Genomic DNA, 21,673 nt, shown 5'->3' with positions numbered 1-21,673 from the left:
AAAAGCAGAAAAAAGGCCCCGGATCGCTCCGGGGCCTTTCTCGTTTCAGCTCACCACCGGATCAACGATCCGGGCGGTGTGCAGCATCCGCATCACGCTGGCGTTCCATGAACTCCTTGGACGGTTGATCCAGCTTGTCGCCCAGCATGCGGCGCACGACCACGAAGAACACCGGGATCATCAACAGGCCGAGCAGGGTGGCGAACAGCATGCCGCCGATCACGCCGGTACCGATGGCGTGGCGGGAGTTGGCGCCGGCGCCGGTGGAGATCGCCATCGGGATCACGCCCATGATGAACGCGAACGAGGTCATCAGGATCGGTCGGAAACGCAGGCGTGCCGCCTCGATGGTGGCATCACGCAGGGTCTTGCCAGCTGCGCGCTGCTCCACCGCGAACTCGACGATCAGGATCGCGTTCTTCGCCGCCAGGCCGATCACGGTGATCAGGCCGATCTTGAAGAACAGGTCGTTCGGCAGGCCACGCAGCATGGACAGGCCGAGGGCGCCGAGCACGCCCAGCGGCACTACCAGCAGCACCGCCACCGGGATCGACCAGCTTTCATACAACGCGGCCAGGCACAGGAACACCACTACGATCGACAGCACCAGCAGCAGCGTCGCCGCGTTGCCGGCCAGGATTTCCTGGTAGGACATGCCGGACCAGTCGTAGCCGAAACCGGCCGGCAGGTCGTCGTTGACGATCGCCTCCATGGTCTGCATCGCTTCACCCGAGCTGGTGCCCGGTGCCTGCGAACCGACGATGTTGATCGCCGAGTAGCCGTTGTAGCGGCTCAGCGACGGCGGTGCCGACACCCATTCGGACTTGACCACCGTGTTGAGCGGGATCATCGCGTTGGTACCGTCGGCATTGGTGGTCAGGCTGGACGGGCTGTAGAAGCTCTTCAGCGACTCCTGGCCGGTGCGGTACGGGCCATCGGCCTGCATGGTCACGCGCTTGATGCGGCCTTCATAGAAGAAGTCATTGACGTACACCGGGGCCAGCATCAGCTGGATGGTGCTGTACACGTCCGACACCGACATGCCCATCGACTGCGCCTGCACGCGATCCACGTGCAGCTGCAGCTGCGGCGCGTTTTCCAGGCCGTTCGGGCGCACACCGACCAGGTGGTCCGGTTTCTGCGCGGCCTGGCCGAGCAGGATGTTGCGGGCCTGGGTCAGCTGCTCGTAACCGGCACCGCTACGGTCCTGCAGCCACATGTCGAAGCCACCGAACTGGCCAAGGCCCTGCACGGTGGGCAGGTTGACCACGAAGATCTGCGCTTCCTTGATGCCATAGAACGCGCCGTTCATGTTCTGGATGAACTCCGGCGCGGTGAACTTGCGTTCCTCCCACGGCTTCAGGCGGATGAAGCCCATGCCCACGTTCTCGCCGGAACCGACGAAGCTGAAACCGGCCACCTGCAGCATGCCTTCATAGCCATCCTGCTTTTCCAGGATGCCACGCATCTGCGCGAACACTTCGTTGGTCTGGCCCTTGGTCGAGCCCGGCGGCAGCTGCACGATCGCCAGCGCATAGCCCTGGTCTTCTTCCGGCAGGAAGCTGCCCGGCATGCGGGTGAACAGGAAACCGCACAGAGCGGTCAGCACCACGAACAGGATCATCCAGCGCGGCGCATGCCGCACCGCCGAGGTGATGTGCCCCACGTAGGTGTGGCTGATCTTGTCGTAGTACTTGTTGAAGGTGCGGTAGACGATGTTCGGGTTGTCGTTGTGCGTCGGCTTGAGGAAGGTCGCGCACAGCGCCGGGGTGAAGCCCAGCGCCAGGAACGCCGAGAACGCCATCGAGATGGCGATGGTCAGCGCGAACTGCTTGTAGATCTCGCCGGCGGCACCGCCCTGCAGGGCGGACGGGATGAACACCGCGGCCAGCACGACGGTGATCGCCACCACCGCGCCGGTGATCTGGGTCATCGCCTTCTGCGTGGCCGGCTTCGGCGCCAGGCCCTCCTCGGTCATGATGCGTTCGACGTTCTCGATCACCACGATCGCGTCGTCGACCACGATGCCGATCGCCAGCACCATCGCGAACAGGGTCAGCTGGTTGATCGTGAAGCCGATCATCCACATGCCCAGGAAGGTACCGAGCAGGGCCACCGGGATGACCAGGGTCGGGATCAGGGTGGCGCGGAAGTTCTGCAGGAAGATCAGCATCACCAGGAACACCAGGAACACCGCCTCGAACAGCGTCTTGACCACTTCCTGGATCGAGATCTTGACGAAGGTGGTGCTGTCGTACGGCGAGAACCAGGTGACGCCGGCCGGGAAGCTGGGCTGCAGTTCGTCCATCTTGGCGCGCACCGCATCGGCCACGTTCAGGGCATTGGCGCCCGGCAGCAGCTGGATGGCGAAGGCGCCGGTCGGCTTGCCGTTGTACTGGGTGTCGAAGCCGTAGTTGTTGGCACCGAAGGCAACGCGGGCGATGTCCTTCAGCAGCACGCGCGAACCGTCAGCATTGGCGCGCAGGATGATGTTCTCGAACTCCTGCGGCGAACTGAAGCGGCCTTCGGCCGAGACCGTGGCGGTGAAGTGCTGGCCTTCCGGCGACGGGTCCGAACCCAGCGCACCGGCGGCGAACTGCACGTTCTGCGCGCGCACCGCCGCCAGCACCTGGCTGGCCGACAGGCCATAACCCTGCATCTTTTCCGGGTTCAGCCAGATGTTCATGGCGTACTCGGAACCGAACTGCTGCGTGCTGCCGACGCCGGGGATACGCGAGACCTGGTCGAGCACGCGCGAACCGACGATGTCGTTCAGGGCGTCACGGTTGATGGCGGGGGTATCGGACTGCAGCGCCACCACCATCAGGAAGCCGGCGTTGGCCTTGGCCACCACCACGCCCTGCTGGGTGACTTCCGAGGGCAGGCGTGGCGTGGCCAGCGAGACCTTGTTCTGCACCTGCACCTGGGCGATGTCCGGATCGGTACCGGTCTCGAAGGTCAGGGTGATCTGTGCACGGCCGTTGGAGGCGGACGAGGAGCTGAAGTACAGCAGGTGATCGATACCGGTCAGCTGCTGCTCGATCACCTGGGTGACCGACTTCTCCGTGGTGTCGGCACTGGCACCCGGGTAGGTGGCCGAGACGGTGACCTGCGGCGGGGCGATGTTGGGATAGGACTCCACGCCCAGGTTGAGGATCGCGATCACGCCGCTGAGCGAGATCAGGATCGCAACCACCCAGGCGAAGACTGGATGTTCGATGAAAAATTTAGGCATGACGGAAGGTTCCCGTTACTGCTTGTTCGAATCGGTGGCTGCCGGCTTGGCCGCATCGGCCTGCTCGGGCTTGGCCGCGTCGGCCGGTGCCTTGCCTGCGGCCGGTGCCGCGCCCGCCGGAGCGGCGCCGCCTGCGGCAGGCTTGCCGTTGGCGTCCTGCCCCGGGGTCCACGGCTTGGCGACTGCCGGTGCGCCTTCCTTGACCTTCTGCACGCCGGCCACGATCACCTTGTCACCGGCGGCCAGGCCGTCGCTGACCAGCCAGTTGCCGTTCTGTGCACCGTCGGTCTTCACGTTCTTGCGGATGACCTTGCCGTCGGCACCGACCACCATCACGTAGCCGCCGGTGGTGTCACGCAGCAGTGCCTGCTGCGGCACCAGGTAGGCGTTGTTGCGCTCGCCCAGGTTGGCCTGGAAGCTGACGAAGGCACCCGGCAGCAGGATCTGCTGCGGGTTCGGCAGCAGCGCACGCAGCGACACCGCGCCGGTGGCCGGGTCGACCGTGGTCGAAGAGAAGTCCAGCGTGCCCGGCTCGCTGTAAGTGGTGCCGTCGGCCAGCTTGACGTTGACCGTGGCCTTGCCGTCACCCGACAGCGCCAGCGCGCCCTTGGCCTGCTGCGCACGCAGCTGGGTCAGCTCATCCACGCTCAGCGAGAAGTTCACGTACAGCGGGTCGAGCTGGTCGACGGTGGTCAGCAGGGTCACATCGCCCTGGCCGACCAGTGCGCCCTCGGTGACCTGCTGCTTGTTGGCCACGCCACTGATCGGTGCGGTCACTTCGGTATAGCCCAGGCTGATGCGCGAGGAGGTCACCGCCGCTTCGGCCTGCTTGACCGCGGCCAGCGCGGTGCGTTCGGCCGATTCGGCGTTGTCCAGGTCGGACTTGGAGACGAACTGCTGCGGCGCCAGCGAACGGGCGCGGTCGGCGGCCACCTTGGCATTGGCGTAGGTGGCGCGGGCCGAAGCCAGCTGGGCCTCGGAGGCGTTGAGCGAGGCACGCAGCGGCGCCGGGTCGATCAGGAACAGGGGTTGCCCCTGCTTGACCTGGGAGCCTTCCTGGTAGACGCGCTTGAGCAGTACGCCCGGCACGCGCGCACGCACGTCGGCGCTGCGGAACGGCGACAGGCGGCCGACCAGCTCACGCTGCAGCGGCAGGGTCTGCGGCTTGGCGTCGATCACGCCCACCTCCGGCGGCGGGGGCGTCTGCTGTTCCGGCTTCTTGCAGGCAGCCAGCGCGACAGCAACGGCGCACGTCAAGGCAAGGGTGCGGAGTGGGGCGGTCATCAGGAGGAACTCCGGGGTTGGTTTGAAGACGGGGCCGGCGACGGCTGAGGCGCGAAGGCGCGCAGGAAGCTGTCGACGGAGAACTCTGCCCAGCGCCGACGCAGCTGCGCGTCATCACGATGGGGGGTATGGAAGCGCTGTTTGTCGAAATCCTGACCGGCGATCATGCTCAGCAGCAGTTCGGCCATGAAGTGCGGGTCGTCATGCCGGAGCTGGCCTCGCATGCAAACGGTTTCAATCCATTCAGCAAGATGAAGCGTCAGCGCGCCGGCACCATGCCGGTACAGCGTACGCGCCTCTTCGGGAAACTGGGATGCATCGGCGGCGATCAGCCGACAGGCCTGGCCCACGTGCGGTTGGTTGAAGTGCTCCAGAAAGTCGGTGGCGAACTGGAGCAGGCTGGCACGCAGGTCGTCAGTGCGGAGTGCACGAACCATGGCGCCGGTGGCGTGGCCGACGTGGCGCTGCATCACCCGGCGCAGCAGTTCCTGCTTGCTGCCGTAACGCGAGTACAGGGTCTGCTTGGAGCAGCCGGCGTGCTGGGCTACCGCATCCATGCTCATCTGCATGCCCTGCTGGGCCAGCAGCTCGCGCACGGCATCGAACACGCGCTCATCGCGTGCGTCGAGGGCAACGGGGAGGTAGGCCGGATTCACGCGGTGGACTATACCGTCCAGTTCAGGATTGTGGAATCGAATCGGTGTCGCCGCGTGTGTCTTCCGGTAACACGCTTTGCCGATCCTGTTGGCAGTGCTGAAGCGGGCGCCAGCACCATACCGGTGCGAACTGAATAGGCGTCTAAACCGCAGCAAACCCGAATCTGGTTATTCCGTCCTGCAGCAAGGCCTTTTCGTGCGGTAGGGCTACAATTTCATTTTCCCAACTGAGCAAGCGCATCGCTCTGCCATGAAACCGCAAAAAACCGCAGCCAAGACCGTGAAAAACAAGACCAAACCAGCAGAAGCGGAGGTCGCAGTGACCGCTGGTTTCTCCCTGGAGCCGGTGTACACGGCCTTGCGCAAGCGCTACCCCGCGGCCGCACAGGCCGAAGCAGTGGCATTTGCCACTGACTTCTACAAGCGCATGGAGTCGGACGAGTTCCCGCACCACAGCGCTGAAGAGTGGGCCGCTCTCGCGGCTGAGACGCTGGAATTCGCCCGTGCCCGCAAGGCCGGCAAGGCCAACGTCCGCGTGTTCAATCCGACCGCGAAGGCCAACGGTTGGGAGTCGCCGCACACCGTGCTGCAGATCGTCAACGACGACATGCCGTTCCTGGTCGACACCGTCACCATGTCGCTGGCCGAACAGGGCGTGGGTGTCCACGTGCTGGGCCACCCGGTGCTGCGTTTCACCCGCGACAAGGCCGGCAAGCTGGTCAAGGTCGGCGAAGGCGATGCCGAGTCGGTGATGCTGCTGGAGATCGACCGCCAGCCGGCCGACGCCATGGCCGCCATCGAACAGGCCATCAACAAGGCGCTGGACGAAGTGCGTGCGATCGTGCGCGACTGGCAGCCGATGAAGGACAAGGCGCTGGCACTGGCCGACGACCTGGGCAGCCGCCAGCTGCCGGTCGACGACGCGTCGCGCAAGGAAGCACAGGAGTTCCTGCGCTGGGCCGCCGACAACCACTTCACCTTCTTCGGCTACCGCGAGTACCGCGTCGAGAAGCAGGGCAAGGAAGACGTGCTGGCGCCGCTGAACGACACCGGCCTGGGCCTGATGCGCGGCAAGGACAAGTCCGCCGCCCGTCCGGTCAAGACCCTGGCCGCGCAGGGCCTGAACACCACGTCCGGGCTGAAGGACGCGCTGATCCTGACCAAGACCAATGCCCGTTCGCGGGTGCACCGCGCTGGCTACATGGACTACATCGGCGTGCTGGAATTCGACGCCAAGGGCAAGATCATCGGCGAGCAGCGCTTCCTCGGCCTGTTCACCTCCAGCGCCTATAACCGTCGCCCGTGGGAAATCCCGCTGGTGCGCCAGCGCCACGAGCACGTGATGAAGCAGTCGGGCCTGGCCCCGGCCAGCCACAGCGGCAAGGCCCTGCGCCACATCCTGGAAACCCTGCCGCGCGAAGAACTGTTCCAGTCCAGCGAGGACGAACTGTTCCGCACCGCGATGGGCGTGCTGGGCCTGCAGGAGCGCGTGCGCAGCCGCCTGTTCCTGCGCCGCGACAAGTACAGCCGTTTCATTTCCGCGCTGGTCTACCTGCCGCGCGAGCGCTTCAACACCGACGTGCGCCTGCGCATCGAAGCGATGCTGAAGGAAGCGCTGCACGGCGAGTACGTGGACAGCTCGGTGGTGCTGGGCGAATCGCCGCTGGCCCAGGTGCACCTGATCGTGCGCCCGAAGCCGGGTGAAATGCTCGACGTCGATACCGCCGAACTGGAGCAGAAGCTGGCCCAGGTGCTGCGCAACTGGCAGGACGACCTGCGCGAAGCGCTGGTGTCCCGCCATGGCGAGACCGAAGGCCTGCGCATCGCCGCCCGCATCGGCAAGGCGTTGCCGGCCGGCTACATCGAAGACAACAGCACCGCGGTTGCCGCCAACGATGTCAGCCAGCTCGACGCCCTGACCGGCCCGGACGACCTGCGCCTGAGCCTGCAGGCCGTGCCGCGCGAAAGCGGCGATGGCCTGCGCCTGAAGCTGTATCGCCAGCTGGACGACATTCCGCTGTCGGATGCGCTGCCGATGATGGAAAACATGGGCCTGCGCGTGATCGCCGAGCGTCCGTACCGCCTGTCGGTCGACAACGCGCCGGTGTACGTGCAGGACTTCGAGGTCGAATCGACCGCCGGCGCGATCGATGCCGCCAGCGTCGATGAAGCCTTCGGCGAGACCTTCGCCCGCGTCTGGCACGGCGATGCCGAGAACGATGGCTTCAACCGCCTGGTGCTGGCTGCCGGCCTGCATTGGCGCCAGGTCGCCATGCTGCGTGGCTACTGCAAGTACCTGCTGCAGACCGGCGTGCCGTTCTCGCAGGCCTACGTGGAAGGCACCTTCGCGCGCTACCCGCTGCTGGCCCGCTTGCTGGTCGAGCTGTTCGAAGCACGCTTCGATCCGGCCACCGGCCACGAGAGCAAGGACGACATCGCTGCCGGCCAGGCCCAGCTGAAGGCCCACTTCGATGTGCTGGCTGCTGGCGACGACGCCACCCTGAAGGTGCTCAAGACCGTGGTCGACGCCCGCAAGGGTGACCGCGACGCACAGATGCAGGCTGCGCGCGATGCGCTGCTGAAGCTGATGGACCGCGTGTCCAGCCTGGACGAGGACCGCATCCTGCGCTCGTTCATGGGTGTGATCGACGCGACCCTGCGTACCAGCTACTACCAGACCGATGCCAACGGCCAGCACGGCCATGTCATCAGCTTCAAGTTCGATTCGGCGCTGGTGCCGGACCTGCCGAAGCCGCGCCCGTACCGCGAAATCTTCGTCTACGGCCCGCGCGTGGAAGGTACCCACCTGCGCTTCGGCGCCGTGGCCCGTGGTGGCCTGCGCTGGTCGGATCGTCGCGAAGACTTCCGTACCGAAGTGCTGGGCCTGGTCAAGGCGCAGATGGTCAAGAACACCGTCATCGTGCCGGTCGGCGCGAAGGGTGGCTTCTTCGCCAAGATGCCGCCGGTGAATGGCGATCGCGATGCGATCTTCGCCAACGGCGTGGCCTGCTACAAGCTGTTCATCCAGGGCCTGCTGGACATCACCGACAACATCGTCAACAACAAGATCGTGCCGCCGGTGGATGTCGTGCGCCACGACATGGACGATCCGTACCTGGTGGTGGCGGCCGACAAGGGCACCGCGACCTTCTCCGACATCGCCAACGGCCTGGCCATTGCGCACGGCTTCTGGATGGGCGATGCATTCGCCTCCGGTGGTTCGGTCGGTTACGACCACAAGGGCATGGGCATCACCGCACGCGGTGCGTGGGAGTCGGTCAAGCGCCACTTCCGTGCGCTGGGTCGTGACAGCCAGAGCCAGGACTTCACCGCGGTCGGCGTCGGCGACATGTCCGGCGACGTGTTCGGCAACGGCATGCTGCTGTCGCGCCACATCCGCCTGGTCGCTGCATTCGACCACCGCCACATCTTCCTGGACCCGAACCCGGATGCGGCCACCACGTTCGTCGAACGTGAGCGCCTGTTCACCGTGCCGCGTTCGAGCTGGGCGGACTACGATGCCAAGCTGATCAGCAAGGGCGGCGGCATCTATCCGCGCAGCCTGAAGTCGATCGAGATCACCCCGCAGGTGCGTGAAGCGCTGGGCCTGGACGACAACGTCAAGGCGCTGTCGCCGAACGATCTGATGAGCGCGATCCTGAAGGCACCGGTCGACCTGCTGTGGAACGGCGGCATCGGTACCTACGTGAAGGCTGCCAGCGAGCAGCACAGCGATGTCGGCGACCGCGCCAACAACGCGCTGCGCGTGAATGGTGGCGAGCTGCGCTGCAAGGTAGTGGGCGAGGGCGGCAACCTGGGCATGACCCAGCTGGGCCGCATCGAAGCCGCGCAGGCCGGCGTGCTGCTCAACACCGACTTCATCGACAACTCGGCCGGTGTCGACACCTCCGACCATGAAGTCAACATCAAGATCCTGCTCAATGATGTGGTGCGGGCCAAGAAGCTGACCGTCGAGCAGCGCAACAAGCTGCTGGCCTCGATGACCGATGAAGTCGCAGAGCTGGTGCTCAACGACAACTACCGCCAGAACCAGGCGCTGAGCCTGATGGAGCGGATGGCGGTCAAGCGCCTGGGTTCCAAGCAGCACTTCATCCGTACCCTGGAACAGCAGGGGCTGCTCGACCGCCAGATCGAGTTCCTGCCGTCCGACGCCGAGCTGTCCCAGCGCAAGGCACGTGGCCAGGGCCTGACCCGTCCGGAACTGTCGGTGCTGCTGTCCTACTCCAAGCTGGTGGCGTTCGCCCAGCTGCTGGATTCGGACATCCCGGAAGATCCGTACCTGTCCAAGGAACTGCAGCGCTACTTCCCGACCCCGCTGCAGAAGAAGTACGCCGACGCGATGGAGCGTCACCGCCTGAAGCGCGAAATCATCGCCACGGCCGTGACCAACCAGACCATCAACCGCATGGGCGCTACCTTCCTGATGCGCATGCAGGAAGACACCGGCCGTTCCATCGCCGAGGTCGCCAAGGCCTACACCATCAGCCGCGAAACGCTGGATGCACGCGCGCTGTGGGCGCAGATCGATGCCCTCGACGGCAAAGTGCCGGAGTCGGTGCAGATCGATGCGCTGGAAGTGATCTGGAAGCTGCAGCGCTCGTTCGTGCGCTGGCTGCTGTCGCGCCCGGGTGCGATGCCGGGCATCACCGAAGCGGTCAACCGCTACCAGGGTCCGTTCAACGACATCCGCGTTGCTTCGGGTGTGCTGCCGGATTCGCAGCGTCCGACCTACGAAGCCCTGGTGGCCGAGTGGAAGGAAAAGGGCCTGCCGTCCGCGCTGGCGCAGCAGCTGGCCGAACTGCACTTCCTGGAGCCGGCGTTCGACATCATCGAACTGGCCCGCACCCGCAAGCTGAAGCCGGTGGACGTGTCCAAGGTCCACTTCCGCCTGGGCGATGCCCTGCAGCTGCCGTGGCTGTTCGAGCAGGTCGACGCGCTGGAGGTCAACGGTCGTTGGCACGCCGTGGCACGTGGCGTGCTGCGTGACGAACTGGCGGCCAACCACCGCAACCTGGCCGGCCAGGTGCTGGGCACCAAGGGCAGCAGCGCGGAGGCCAAGGTCGCAGCCTGGATGGGCCGTGACGACAACAGCCTGCGCTTCACCCTGGCGATGCTGGCCGAACTGGCCGAGCAGAAGACCCTGGACTACCCGACCGTTTCGGTCGCAGTCCAGCGCCTGGGCCAGCTGGCCGCGCACGGTGCGTAAGTGATGTAACGCCGGGCGCTGCCCGGCATGCGTGAAACACAGCGGCCCCGCGAAAGCGGGGCCGTTCTGTTTTTGCCTGTCTATTCTGCGATCACTGACCCGACGCCGGCCGTCGACCTGTCAGGTGGATGTCCGGCCCGTCCGCCGGGACCGTGAGCGCCATGGATGGCGCGACCGAGCCCCCAGGGATGGGTTTACGGCGTGTCCCGGCGGACGGGCCGGTCATCCGCCCAGCGGAGTCCAACCTCCGGCGCTCGGTTATGCTCTCCCTCATGCCTTCCCCCCGGATCCACCGATGAGCGACACCCCCCGCATCGCTTTCCTGGCCAGCACCACCGAACCTGCGCAGATGGCTCGCGCGGCGATGATTTCGCGTTATGGCGATCACACGCCGGAGCAGGCCGACGTACTGTGCCCGCTGGGTGGCGACGGCTTCATGCTGCAGACCCTGCACCGGCACGGGCACCTGGGCAAGCCGGTGTTCGGCATGAAGCTGGGCACGGTCGGTTTCCTGATGAACCAGTACCGTGGCGACGATGACGTGCAGGCCCGCATTGCGCGCGCCGAACCGGCCAACCTGCGCCCGCTGGAAATGGTCGCGCTGACCGAATCGGGCACCAGTACCGGTTCGCTGGCCTACAACGATGTCTCGCTGCTGCGGCAGACCCGGCAAGCCGCGCATATCGGCATCGACCTGAACGGCCAGGAGCGCGTGGCTGAACTGATCGGCGACGGCGTGCTGGTGGCCACCCCGGCCGGCAGCACCGCCTATAACTATTCCGCGCATGGCCCGGTGCTGCCGCTGGGCTCGCACACCATCGCGCTGACGCCGTTGGCGCCCTATCGCCCACGGCGCTGGCGCGGCGCGATCCTGAAGGCGGATACCGAAGTGCGCTTCCGCGTGCTTGATCCGTACAAGCGTCCGGTCAGCGTGACCGCCGATTCGCACGAGACCCGCGACGTGGTCGAGGTGACCATCCGCGAGTCGAAGGACCGCCGCGTGACCCTGCTGTTCGACCCGGAGCACAATCTGGAAGACCGGATCCTGAGCGAACAGTTCGTTTTTTGAGGACAATAGGCGGCCGGCCATGCCGACCGCTTGAAGGACCCCCACCGATGGGCGACAACTCCCCCCGTTTGCTGACCGTCGCGGTGACCTCGCGCGCGCTGTTCGACCTCGAGGAAAGCCACGCGTTGTTCGAGAGCGATGGCGTGGCGGCCTATGCCGAGTTCCAGCGTCAGCACGAAGACGACATCCTCGGCCCGGGTGTGGCGTTCCCGGTGGTGCGCAAGCTGCTGGCGTTGAACCAGGGCGCCAGCCCGGAGAACCCGCGGGTCGAGGTCATCCTGCTGTCGCGCAACTCGGCCGATACCGGCCTGCGCATTTTCAACTCGATCCAACACTACGGCCTGGGCATCATCCGCGCGACGTTCACCGCCGGCGAGCCGACCTGGCCCTACGTGAAGCCGTTCGGCACCGACCTGTTCCTGTCGGCCAACCCGGAATCAGTGCGCAGCGCGCTGCGCCATGGCATCGCTGCGGCCACCATCCTGCCCAAGCCGCCCGGCGAAACCGCCGCGGCGGCAGCCGATCAGATCGACATCACCCGCCCGGCCGGGCAGCTGCGCATCGCCTTCGACGGTGATGCGGTGATCTTCGGTGATGAGAGCGAGCGCATTTCGCGCGAGCAGGGCGTGGAAGCGTTTGGTCGCCACGAGCGCGAACGTGCCCGGGAACCGCTCAGTGGCGGCCCGTTCCGTGGCTTCCTGTCGGCCCTGCATACGCTGCAGGAAGTCTTCCCGGCCGGCGAAAGCGCACCGATCCGCACCGCATTGGTGACCGCACGCTCGGCACCGGCGCACGAGCGGGTGATCCGCACCCTGCGCGAGTGGGGCGTGCGCCTGGACGAGGCGCTGTTCCTCGGCGGCCGCCACAAGGGCCCGTTCCTGCAGGCGTTCGGCGCCGACATCTTCTTCGATGATTCGCAGCACAACATCGACAGCGCCCGCGAGCATGTGGCCGCCGGCCACGTACCGCACGGCGTCGCCAACGAAGGCTGAAGCCATGCCGGGTAGGTGCCGACCGTCGGTTGGCACTGCTTTGGATCCATGCCCACCAAGGTGGGCATCTACCAGAGCCGCATGCCCCGGTAGTTGCCAACCTAGGTCGGCATCGCCCTCAGGCCCCCGGGTGCGATCAAGGGCTGCCCGACATCCCCAGCTGCAGGTCCACCAGCTTCCAGCGCAGGCCCTGCGGCTCCAGCACGACCTTCATCGGCGGCTGGCCGGGGCCGCGATCGACATCGATCACGAAGCGGTCCAGCGCTTCGAAATGATGCTCGGCATGCTTCAGCGGTCGCGCCGGCTCGGTCGGGCCGAAGGCATCGCCGCCCTGCAGTTCATTGCGGCCGCGCTTCCACAGCACGTGGCCCTGCAGCATCGCGCCGATACCGGTCGGGGTCACCATGGTGTCCACCGCGGCACCGCCTAGCTGGTCGCCCAACCCATACAGCAGGGCACCGAAGGGACTGGCCGCCACATCCGGGCCGGCCTGGCGCACCAGGTAGTCGTTGAGCTGCGCCCGCAGGCTGCTGCGCACGCGCGGGAAATCCACGTAGCGCTCCAGGCGCGCGGTGTCGCGCTGTTCAATGGCCTGGGACAGCCCGCGCACGGTCATGTAGGGGCCACCGAACCACCAGGCGGCCAAGGCCAGGACCAGCAGCACAACGAGTACAGTGAGTTTCTTCATGCCGCACAGACTGCCGCAACCGCAGCGGCATGGGGTGAAGACTCAATGACTGGGTGATCCGCGCCCATCACCGAAGGCGTTCACCAGCTGCTGGCGTTCGGCTGCGGTCAGTGCCTCAAGCCGCGTCGCCAGTACTTCGTCCAGGCTGACGGTGCGGGTGGTGCCGAGGATGCCGCTGGCCACGCCGGGATGGCCCAGGGCGTAGGCAAACGCGGTCTGGGCGGGGCGCTGGCTGCGGATGGTAGCGATGGCGTGGCGCATCCGGCGTGCACTGTGCATCAGTGCGCGGCTGCTTGGCTTGAGCCAGGCTCTGGCCAGGTACCAGGCGTCGGCCGGGCGCGGCAGGCGGGCGCGTGACGGCAGCAGATGGCCCTGCGCCAGCACGGTGCCGGCCAGCACGCCGATGCCCGCCGCGTGCAACTGGTCGATCAGCGGTTCACGGTCCTGCTGCAGGGCGTTGTAGTCCAGAAGCACCACATCGAACAGCATGGGATGGTCGATCATCCAGCACAGGGTCGACGCCGTGTGCGTATTGATGCCGGTGTGCCGGATCAGCCCGCGTTCGCGCAGTCGCTGCAGTGCGGCCAGCAGGTCATCGTTGATGTCGTGCTGGCTGGCACCGTGCAGCTGGTAGATATCGAGGTAATCCAGGCCGAGGTTGCGCAGCGAGGCTTCGCAGCTGGCGGTGATGGCGGCGGGCGAGAAATTGCGCTGCTCGGCGCCGCTGGTGCCGGCCTGGCCGGTCAGCGTGCCGCCCTTGCTGGAGATCACCAGCGACTCGCGCGGGTATCGCTTCAGCAACGGGCGCAGGATGCGGCCCAGCCGCGGCTCGGCGTGGAAACCGGAGTAGTTGTGACCGGTGTCCAACAGGTTGACGCCCTGTGCCAGTGCATGCCCGACCACGTGCGCGGCCGACTGTTCCGGGAACCGGCGATGCCCCCAGAAGCCGGAACAGCCCAGGCCCACCGGCGAAACCGCCAGCCCGGTGCGGCCCAGCGTGCGGCGTTGGTGCGCCAACGGCATCAAAATTCCAAGTCCAGTGCCGCGCACAGATAGTCGACGAACGGGCCCAGCCCTGCCAGATCCCTGCCGAGCGTGGACAGCAGGCGAGGGCCGGTCATGGTGGCGTCGTCCAGCGAGCGCCACATCACCCAGTTGCGATGCTTGAGGTCGTCGATGAACTCGAAATCGGCCGGGAAGCCGCGCGGTGGACGCACCAGTTTTTCGCTCTCCTCGAAGTCGAAGCGCTTGCGCAGCGCGGGAGCATGCGCGGCCGCCTTCCAGCTGCCCGGGTTGTCGAGGATGAAGTGGCGCACGCGGCGCTGGGTCTCCGGTTCTGGATGCCACAGGCCGGCGCCAACGAAGCTCTCGCCCGGTTGCAGGTGCACGTAGAACGAAGGCGCGGCCACTTCGCGGCGGCGCTCATGGAACAGGCGCGCACCCTGCCAGGTTTTGTACGGGGATTTGTCGTTGGAGAAGCGCGCGTCGCGGTGGATGCGGAACAGCGAGCCACCTACGCCACGGGTATCGGCGCGGAAGTGGTCGCTGATCTCCGCCAGCGCTGGCTGCAGGTCACCCAGCAGGCGCAGGAACGGCTGCCGGACGTGGTCTTCATACTGCTGGCGGTGATCGTTGAACCACGCCTTTTCGTTATGCCGCGCCAGGCTGCGCAGGAACTTGAAGCTGGCGTCCGAGAAATAGGTACTCACAAGGTCTCCTGCAGCTGCTGGCCCCAGTCGCGCAGCGCTTGCAGCAGGGCCTGGCGCCGGGTGTCATCGGGCGCTTCGGCGGCCAGTGCATCGAGCTGCTGCTGGTACTGGGGCAGGTTGAGTTCGCCCAGGCCGCCGTCTCCGAGCAGGCGCTGGCGGCGGTAATCCTGCCAGCGCTGGTGTTCAGGCGGCGCGAGGCTGTCGGGATGATTGCGCGCGCGGTAGCGGAACAGCAGTTCGGGCAGGCGCGGGTCGCGGAAGCGGCCTTCCAGCGCGGCCAGCTGTTCCGGCGCTGTGGTGCGGGCCAGCGCCAGCAGCGGCTTGTCGCCATTGCCGAGGAAGCCGTCGTACAGCGAGGCATCGACGTCGGCCACGGTGGCCGCACGGGGCTGGTTGTAGACCTGGCGCGCCTTCTCGGCCAGCTGCGGGGCGAACGCGCGCAGGCGCTCGACCTTGGCCTCGATCGCGGCCACGTCCAGGCCGAGTCGCGCGTGGTCATCGGCGCGCAGGTGGTTCCAGGCGATCAGTGCTGGCACCTTGTTCAGATGCACTTCCTTCAGTGGCACCCGCGCCGCGCCTTCGGGCAGTTCGCTGGCGCGCATGTACAGGCGCTGTGCGATCACCTCGGCCGGCAGTGCCAGCAGGTCGTCGATGTCGCCATCCAGGTCGAACACGATCACGCGGTTGCTGATGGTGGGATGCACGGCCAAGGGCAGCACCGGCGCCGCGCACAGGCGACTGGCGGGGTAGCGCATGGAAATGTGCAGCACGGGTTTCATCGCGGTCACGTCCAGCAGGCTGCCGACGAAGCGCTTGTCGCGCAGCTTCAGCGCGTACTCCCACAGCCGCGGCTGCGACTGCTTGAACAGGCGTGCCATGCCGATGGTGGCGCGCACGTCGGACAGCGCTTCGTGCGCATCGCCTTCGCGCACGTTGTTGGCCTCGGCCAGGTGCTCGAGCTTGAACGAGGTGGCGCCGTCCTCGCGCAGCGGCCACTGGATGCCGTCCGGACGCATCGCGCGCATGAGTCGCAGCATGTCCAGCAGGTCCCAGCGCGAATTGCCGTTGCGCCACTCGCGTTCGTAGGGGTCATGGAAGTTACGGAACAGGCCGTAGCGAACGAATTCATCGTCGAAGCGCAGGGTGTTGTAGCCCAATGCGCAGGTGCCGGGACGCGATAGCTGCTCGTTGATACGGTCGAAGGCTTCGGCCTCGCTGATGCCCTCGGCCAGGGCCTGCTGCGGGGTGATGCCGGTGACCAGGGTGGCCATCGGCGAGGGCAGCAGGTCGTCGGCCGGGCGCACGAAGAAACTGACCGGGGTATCGATTTCGTTGAGGTCGGCGTCGGTACGGATGGCGGCGTACTGGGAGATGCGCGTGCGTCGCGGGTCCTGGCCGAAGGTTTCCAGATCGTAGAACAGGAAGCTGTCAGCCATCAGTGCGCGCCCTCCAGGATCGGCAGCTGCGCGTGGATCTGCGCTTCCAGTGCCGTCCAGTCGATGTTGTCCAGTGAGTGGTGACCTGCAGTGGCCGCCGCCAGCATCTCGCGCTGCAGTTCGGTACGGCGCAGCGCCTCGGCGTAGGGCGTGTGCAGGAAAGTGACCATCGTGTAATGCGGTACGAAGCGGGTCGGCCAGCGCCGCTGCAGTTCCTGCTCCAGGTCGCGCTGCAGAAGGAACGCAGGATCGGCCACGCGGTCGCGCATCTCCAGGTAGTTCTCCAGCGCCATCTGCTGGATGGCACGTGCATTCGGCTTGCGCTCGGCTTCGAAGGCTTCGAACGCGCCTTCCAGATCGTCCGCTTCCATCAGATGACGGGCCAGAGACACGCAATCCTCGAATGCGCAGTTCATGCCCTGGCCGTGGAACGGCACCATCGCATGCGCAGCATCGCCGATCAGTACGGCGCGGCCCTGCTGATGCCATCGGTCCAGGGTGAGCGTGCCGAGCAGGCCCGGCGGGTGTTGTTCCCAGTCCGCGCGCAGGTTCGGGATCAACGGCAAGGTGTCGGCGAACTCCCGCGCGAACAGCGCCTCGGCCTGTACGCCGGTGTTGACCGTGGCGAAGCTGGGCTCGCCCTGGTTGGGCAGGAACAGGGTGACGGTGAAGGTGCCTTCGTGGTTGGGCAGGGCGATGCACATGTAGTGGCCGCGCGGCCAGATGTGCAGTGCGTTGCGCTCGATGCGGAAGCTGCCATCTGCGGCCGGCGGGATCTCCAGCTCCTTGTAGGAGTGGTCGAGGAAGGCGATGTCCTCGCCCAGCGGCGCACGGCGGTTCATCGCCGCGCGCAGCGCCGAGCCGGCGCCGTCCGCACCGATCAGGGTGTCGAAGCGGATGTCGTGCGGGCTGTCGTCGCGATCATCGATGAAGCGCGCGTAGCCGGCATCGAAATCGACGGTGTGCAGGCGGCGATGGAAGTGCACGGTGGCGCCGGCCTGTTCGGCCAGTTCCAGCAGCGTGGTGTTCAGGTCGCTGCGGTGGATCGACCAGATCACTTCGCTGTCATCACGGCCATAGCGCTGCAGCTGCGGTTCGCCTTCGCGCGGGTGCACCATGCGGCCGCGCATCATCACCGCGCGCGCCATCACCTCGTCTTCCACGCCGGCCTGGCGCAGCGCATTGCGCCCACGCTCGGCCAGCGCCAGGTTGATCGAGCGGCCGCTCTCGTAGTCGGCCACGCGCGGATCGCCGCGGCGCTCGTACAGGGTGATGCGCCAGCCCTGGCGTGACAGCAGGATGGCCAGCAGGGACCCGGCAAGGCCGGCACCGATAATGCTCAACGAGCGGGAAGCGTGTGCGATCAACGAACTGTCCAGCAGTAGGGGAAGGGACCGGCTTAGAGGCCGGCCCAGGCTTCCACTTCCTCGACGAAGTGGTGCACGTCCAGGTAGCGGTTGTAGAGCGGGGTGGGCGAAATACGGATCACGTCGGGTTCGCGCCAATCGCCGAGCACGCCGATGCCGCGCAGGTGTTCGAACAGTGCGCGGCCACGTTCGCGGCCCCCGATCACGCGCAGCGACAACTGGCAGCCGCGACGCTGCGGGTCGGCCGGGGTGATGATGTCCAGCACCTGCGGCAGGCGCGCGCGTACGAGTGCTTCGAGCATGCCGGTGAGTGCCAGCGATTTGCTGCGCAGCGCCTCCATGCCGGCACGCTCGAACAGCTCCAGCGAGGCACGCAGCGGTGCCAGGCCGAGGATCGGCGGGTTGCTCAGCTGCCAGCCTTCGGCGCCGATGGCCGGGGTGAACTGTGGTGCCATCTGGAAGCGGGTGGACTCTTCATGGCCCCACCAGCCGGCGAAACGCGGAAGGCTGGTGTCGCGATGGTGGCGCTCGTGCACGAAGGCGCCGGCAACCGCGCCAGGGCCGCTGTTGAGGTACTTGTAGTGGCACCACACGGCGAAGTCGGGTGCGATGTCATGCAGGCGCAGCGGCAGGTTGCCGACCGAGTGCGCCAGGTCGAAGCCGATGCGTGCGCCCTGCAGGCGGGCGGCACGGGTGATCGCATCCAGGTCGAAAGCCTGGCCGGTGCGGTACTGCACGCCGGGCCACAGCACCAGCGCCAGGCGCGGGCCGTGTTCGGCAATGGCGTGCTCGATCGCGGCCAGCGAGATCGTGCCGTTGGCCTCGTCCGGCTGCACTTCCACCAGGCACTCGGTCGGGTCGAAACCATGGAAGCGGATCTGTGCTTCCACCGCATGACGGTCGGTCGGGAATGCACCGGCCTCCATCAGGATCACCGGGCGCTCGGCCGTTGGCCGGTAGAAGCTGACCATCATCAGGTGCAGGTTCACGCTCAGCGTGTTCATCGCCACCACTTCGCTGGGCAATGCTCCGACCACGCGGGCCAGCTGCGCGCTCACCAGACGGTGGTAGGACAGCCACTGCGTCGGGCCGGTGAAGTGGCCTTCCACGGCCAGCTCGCCCCACTGCTTCATCACTTCCTGCACGGCCGCCTGTGCGCCACGCGGCTGCAGCCCCAGCGAGTTGCCGACGAAGTAGGTCTGCTCGCCGCCACCATGGCGCGGAATCAGGAATTCATTGCGCAGCGGGCGCAGCGGATCGGCGGCGTCCAGGGCGATGGCGTGGGTGCGGCTGAGCAGGTCGGACATGGTCGGGCAACAGGCTGCAACGGGGCTGCCAGTGTAGCGCTTGGCGGCGTGCCTGCCGCCGAACCTGTAGAGCCGAGCCCATGCTCGGCTGCCGGGCCACGAAGCCGAGCATGGGCTCGGCTCTACAGGGGCAGGTGCTCAGCCCGCCGCAGGCACCGGCAGCGGATCCACGTGCCCGCACTGGCTGCAGGTACGCAGCTCCAGGCTGGCGTGGTAACGCGCGAACACCTTGGGCAGGTCGGTTTCGATGTTCTGCAGCGGGAAGTACTCTTCGTGCAGCTTGTGGTTGCAGTGTTCGCAATGCCAGATCACACCGTCCATCTCATGCGGCAGGCGCTTGCGCTCGACCACCAGGCCGATGCCACCGGGCGGACGCCGCGGCGAGTGCGGCACCTTCGCCGGCAGCAGGAAGATCTCGCCGGCGCGGATCGGAATGTCGCGCACCGCGCCGTCTTCCTGCACCTTCAGCACCATCTCGCCTTCGAGCTGGTAGAACCACTCCGGGCCTTCGTCGTAGTGGAAGTCGGTACGCGAGTTCGGCCCGCCCACCACCATCACAATGAAGTCGCCATTGTCGATCATCTTGTTGCCCACCGGTGGCTTCAGCAGGTGGCGGTTTTCTTCGATCCAGGCGTGCAGGTTGATCGGCGAAGCGAGCATGGTGGTCATCCGTAAGGGATCAGTCGCGCTTGCCCTTGCGCGGAATGTAGGACAGGGCCTTTTCATACGCCGGCTGCAGCTCTTCCTGCGAACCGACGTCGATGCCCATCTCGCGCACGCGTCCGTCCTTCAGACTGTAGACCCAGCCATGCACCATCAGCTTCTGGCCGCGGGCCCAGGCGTCCTGCACGATGGTCGAGCGGCACAGGTTGGCAACCTGCTCGATCACGTTCAGTTCGCACAGGCGAGCGTGCTTGAGCTCATCGGTCTCGATCGCATCGAGGATGCCGGTGTGCTTCTGCATCACGTCGCCCACATGGCGCAGCCAGTTGTCGGCCAGGCCGACGCGGGTGTTGTGCAGGCAGGCATGCACACCGCCGCAGCCGTAGTGGCCGACGATCAGGATGTGCTTCACCTTCAGCTGGTCCACCGCGTACTGCACCACGCTCAGGCAGTTCAGGTCGGTGTGGGCGACCACGTTGGCGACGTTGCGGTGCACGAACACTTCACCCGGGGCCATGCCGATGATCTGGTTGGCCGGCACGCGCGAATCGGAGCAGCCGATCCACAGGTATTCCGGGTGCTGCTGCTTGGCCAGCTGGTGGAAGAACTCGGGGTCTTCCTTCTCGATGCGGTCGGCCCAGTCGCGGTTGTTCTGCAGCAGCTTGTGGATGTCTTTCATGTACGGGTCCCTGGCGTCGGGTGGGGGCGCGCCGCAGCCATCCGGCTGCGTCGTCGCGGGAATCTGGGGCGTTCAGTCGCTGCGGGCAGCCTGTTCGCGGTGCCAGCGCATCCACTGCGCCAACTCGGTGGAAGAGGGGGTGCCGAGCTGTTCCAGTTCGGCGATCACGGCGCGCTGGTTGGCGTCGGGATGGTTCTGGCTCAGCTTGAGCTTGAGCTGCACCTGCTCGACCTGGAAACGGAAGCCGACGATGGCCCGCAGCTCCGGGCCGTGTTCGGCACGCGTGGCATCGAACTGCCAGGCCTGGCCGATACTGGCTTCGAAACGGTCGCTGATCGTACCGACCAGTTCGGCCAGCGCATCAGTGTCGTCGAAGGTCTGCAGCTGGCCACGCAGTTCGGCAGCGGCGTAGTTCCAGGTCGGCACCCGCGCCGCAGGTTCCTTGTCCGGGTACCTGCTGGCCGAGACATAGCCGTGCGGGCCGTCGACCAGCACCTTGGTCGCGCCGCTGTGGCGCGACTGCGGGTTGGCGCGGGCCCAGTGGCCGCGCAGTTCGATCTGTTCGCCGTCACGCCGGTACAGTATCGGCATCCGGGTCAGCTCCGGCAGACCATCGCGACCGGGCGTGAGCACGGTAACGAACGGGTCGCGCGCCAGCAGGCGGTCCAGCCAGAGCAGGTCGGTCTCGGCGAAGGCGCGCGGGGTGAACATGCTGGGTTCAGGCGCTCCCGCCCAGCGACTGGATCATGCGGCCACGCAGGCCCTCGTCGCTGTCGGCCTGCGGCGGCTGCACTTCGTGCAGGCTGAAGCCGCGCACCAGCGCGTCCTCTTCGTCCAGGCCGTCGTACTCGACGAACTCGGCGTCGAACAGCTGCGAACGGGCGGTGTCTTCGCTGTCATAGCTCAGCGTGTTGCCATCGCTGTCGAGCACTTCGGCGGTGCCGGCCGGGCGCACGCGCAGGCGCGCCCAGATCAGGGTGTTGCCGAGGCTGGCCAGCCACCAGCTGTCGCGCGAGGCGGTGATGTCATTCATGGGTGTGTTACCAGAGCGAGGCCAGCCAGAGCAGGGCGGCCATGCCCAGTCCGGCCAGCAGGGTCAGCAGCGATACCCAGGCCGGCGTCGCCAGCCCGGACAGCGAGCGGTCCGGCTGATTGCGATAGTCGCGGCGCAGCAGCCAGGCCAGGGCATCGGGCTTGAGGAAGGCGCCGCTGCCGAAGCGCTCGGCGAGCGCCGGATGGCGGTCGCGCACATGCACCAGGGTCAGCGGCCAGAAGATCACGAAGGCACTGAACCCGGCCACTGCAACGCCGACGAAACAGAGGGCGAAGAACAGGGTCATGGGGCAGTACCTCCGTGGTCG

Annotated in this window: 17 protein-coding genes; 3 read left to right on the top strand and 14 right to left on the bottom strand. The window is 66.6% G+C overall.

Going from position 1 to position 21,673, the window contains the following annotated elements:
- Nucleotides 1-61: 61 nt before the first annotated feature.
- Genes N5D45_RS03940 through N5D45_RS03930 form a run of 3 tightly spaced genes read right to left on the bottom strand, consistent with a single transcriptional unit; the run spans nt 62 to nt 5,175 of the window.
- A complete protein-coding gene (locus tag N5D45_RS03940; protein ID WP_197617287.1) occupies nt 62-3,235 on the bottom strand; it encodes a multidrug efflux RND transporter permease subunit in 3,174 nt (1,057 codons plus the stop codon).
- Between the two features lie 15 nt (nt 3,236-3,250).
- The gene (locus N5D45_RS03935; protein WP_010480436.1) at nt 3,251-4,519 is read right to left on the bottom strand and encodes an efflux RND transporter periplasmic adaptor subunit; all 1,269 of its coding nucleotides are present in this window, start codon (nt 4,517-4,519) and stop codon (nt 3,251-3,253) included.
- Nucleotides 4,519-5,175, bottom strand: a complete 657-nt coding sequence (locus N5D45_RS03930) for a TetR/AcrR family transcriptional regulator (protein ID WP_010480437.1) — start codon at nt 5,173-5,175, stop codon at nt 4,519-4,521. Before N5D45_RS03930 ends, N5D45_RS03935 begins: the two co-directional genes overlap by 1 nt.
- A 250-nt stretch (nt 5,176-5,425) precedes the next feature.
- Between N5D45_RS03930 and N5D45_RS03925 the strand changes: the two genes are divergently transcribed.
- From N5D45_RS03925 to N5D45_RS03915, 3 genes are all read left to right on the top strand, one after another.
- Nucleotides 5,426-10,402, top strand: a complete 4,977-nt coding sequence (locus N5D45_RS03925) for an NAD-glutamate dehydrogenase domain-containing protein (RefSeq protein ID WP_010480438.1) — start codon at nt 5,426-5,428, stop codon at nt 10,400-10,402.
- A 295-nt stretch (nt 10,403-10,697) separates the two neighbouring features.
- Complete coding sequence (locus N5D45_RS03920) at nt 10,698-11,471, top strand: NAD kinase (protein ID WP_010480442.1); 774 nt, start codon at nt 10,698-10,700, stop codon at nt 11,469-11,471.
- 47 nt (nt 11,472-11,518) lie between these two features.
- Nucleotides 11,519-12,463, top strand: a complete 945-nt coding sequence (locus N5D45_RS03915) for a 5'-nucleotidase (RefSeq protein WP_010480444.1) — start codon at nt 11,519-11,521, stop codon at nt 12,461-12,463.
- A 136-nt stretch (nt 12,464-12,599) separates the two neighbouring features.
- On the opposite strand, the gene N5D45_RS03910 is transcribed toward N5D45_RS03915, so the two are convergent.
- The 11 genes from N5D45_RS03910 to N5D45_RS03860 form a co-directional block, all read right to left on the bottom strand.
- A complete protein-coding gene (locus N5D45_RS03910; protein ID WP_279938476.1) occupies nt 12,600-13,151 on the bottom strand; it encodes a DUF2939 domain-containing protein in 552 nt (183 codons plus the stop codon).
- A 42-nt stretch (nt 13,152-13,193) separates the two neighbouring features.
- Nucleotides 13,194-14,174, bottom strand: a complete 981-nt coding sequence (locus N5D45_RS03905; RefSeq protein WP_164191377.1) for an aldo/keto reductase — start codon at nt 14,172-14,174, stop codon at nt 13,194-13,196.
- Complete coding sequence (locus tag N5D45_RS03900) at nt 14,174-14,860, bottom strand: DUF2461 domain-containing protein (RefSeq protein WP_049436750.1); 687 nt, start codon at nt 14,858-14,860, stop codon at nt 14,174-14,176. The genes N5D45_RS03905 and N5D45_RS03900 overlap by 1 nt, the downstream gene beginning before the upstream one ends.
- Nucleotides 14,857-16,296: an exodeoxyribonuclease I gene (gene sbcB / locus N5D45_RS03895; protein WP_164191380.1), complete on the bottom strand. Its 1,440-nt coding sequence runs from the start codon at nt 16,294-16,296 to the stop codon at nt 14,857-14,859. Before sbcB ends, N5D45_RS03900 begins: the two co-directional genes overlap by 4 nt.
- On the bottom strand, nt 16,296-17,663 hold the full coding sequence (locus tag N5D45_RS03890) for an NAD(P)/FAD-dependent oxidoreductase (RefSeq protein ID WP_049412943.1): 1,368 nt from the start codon (nt 17,661-17,663) through the stop codon (nt 16,296-16,298). Before N5D45_RS03890 ends, sbcB begins: the two co-directional genes overlap by 1 nt.
- Nucleotides 17,664-17,695: 32 nt before the next feature.
- Nucleotides 17,696-18,970, bottom strand: coding sequence for a kynureninase (gene kynU / locus N5D45_RS03885; RefSeq protein WP_010480455.1), 1,275 nt, complete (start codon nt 18,968-18,970; stop codon nt 17,696-17,698).
- Nucleotides 18,971-19,108: 138 nt separating this feature from the next.
- Nucleotides 19,109-19,630 carry a 3-hydroxyanthranilate 3,4-dioxygenase gene (locus N5D45_RS03880; protein WP_029379697.1) on the bottom strand — a complete coding sequence of 174 codons (522 nt, stop codon included), beginning with the start codon at nt 19,628-19,630 and terminating at the stop codon, nt 19,109-19,111.
- Nucleotides 19,631-19,649: 19 nt separating this feature from the next.
- Nucleotides 19,650-20,312, bottom strand: coding sequence for a carbonate dehydratase (gene can, locus N5D45_RS03875; protein ID WP_010480460.1), 663 nt, complete (start codon nt 20,310-20,312; stop codon nt 19,650-19,652).
- A gap of 72 nt (nt 20,313-20,384) precedes the next feature.
- Entirely contained in the window at nt 20,385-21,023 is a 639-nt protein-coding gene (locus tag N5D45_RS03870; protein WP_279938475.1) for an FMN-binding negative transcriptional regulator, read from the bottom strand.
- A 7-nt stretch (nt 21,024-21,030) separates the two neighbouring features.
- The gene (locus N5D45_RS03865; protein ID WP_164191385.1) at nt 21,031-21,345 is read right to left on the bottom strand and encodes a hypothetical protein; all 315 of its coding nucleotides are present in this window, start codon (nt 21,343-21,345) and stop codon (nt 21,031-21,033) included.
- 7 nt (nt 21,346-21,352) lie between these two features.
- The gene (locus N5D45_RS03860) at nt 21,353-21,652 is read right to left on the bottom strand and encodes a hypothetical protein (RefSeq protein ID WP_010480464.1); all 300 of its coding nucleotides are present in this window, start codon (nt 21,650-21,652) and stop codon (nt 21,353-21,355) included.
- Nucleotides 21,653-21,673: the final 21 nt, after the last annotated feature.

Origin of the sequence: Stenotrophomonas sp. GD03819 (genome assembly GCF_029841665.1) — a bacterium.
Lineage (GTDB): Bacteria > Pseudomonadota > Gammaproteobacteria > Xanthomonadales > Xanthomonadaceae > Stenotrophomonas > Stenotrophomonas geniculata.
The sequence above is the reverse complement of the archived record's forward strand: the minus strand, read 5'-3'. Positions and strand labels throughout refer to the sequence as shown.

Coding starts and splice junctions, on each gene's coding strand:
- sbcB (WP_164191380.1), bottom strand. CDS start 16,296: ATGGCTGACAGCTTCCTGTTCTACGATCTGGAAACCTTCGGCCAGGAC.
- can (WP_010480460.1), bottom strand. CDS start 20,312: ATGAAAGACATCCACAAGCTGCTGCAGAACAACCGCGACTGGGCCGAC.
- N5D45_RS03915 (WP_010480444.1), top strand. CDS start 11,519: ATGGGCGACAACTCCCCCCGTTTGCTGACCGTCGCGGTGACCTCGCGC.
- N5D45_RS03905 (WP_164191377.1), bottom strand. CDS start 14,174: ATGCCGTTGGCGCACCAACGCCGCACGCTGGGCCGCACCGGGCTGGCG.
- N5D45_RS03865 (WP_164191385.1), bottom strand. CDS start 21,345: ATGAATGACATCACCGCCTCGCGCGACAGCTGGTGGCTGGCCAGCCTC.
- kynU (WP_010480455.1), bottom strand. CDS start 18,970: ATGTCCGACCTGCTCAGCCGCACCCACGCCATCGCCCTGGACGCCGCC.
- N5D45_RS03940 (WP_197617287.1), bottom strand. CDS start 3,235: ATGCCTAAATTTTTCATCGAACATCCAGTCTTCGCCTGGGTGGTTGCG.
- N5D45_RS03920 (WP_010480442.1), top strand. CDS start 10,698: ATGAGCGACACCCCCCGCATCGCTTTCCTGGCCAGCACCACCGAACCT.
- N5D45_RS03860 (WP_010480464.1), bottom strand. CDS start 21,652: ATGACCCTGTTCTTCGCCCTCTGTTTCGTCGGCGTTGCAGTGGCCGGG.
- N5D45_RS03880 (WP_029379697.1), bottom strand. CDS start 19,630: ATGCTCGCTTCGCCGATCAACCTGCACGCCTGGATCGAAGAAAACCGC.
- N5D45_RS03870 (WP_279938475.1), bottom strand. CDS start 21,023: ATGTTCACCCCGCGCGCCTTCGCCGAGACCGACCTGCTCTGGCTGGAC.
- N5D45_RS03935 (WP_010480436.1), bottom strand. CDS start 4,519: ATGACCGCCCCACTCCGCACCCTTGCCTTGACGTGCGCCGTTGCTGTC.
- N5D45_RS03910 (WP_279938476.1), bottom strand. CDS start 13,151: ATGAAGAAACTCACTGTACTCGTTGTGCTGCTGGTCCTGGCCTTGGCC.
- N5D45_RS03925 (WP_010480438.1), top strand. CDS start 5,426: ATGAAACCGCAAAAAACCGCAGCCAAGACCGTGAAAAACAAGACCAAA.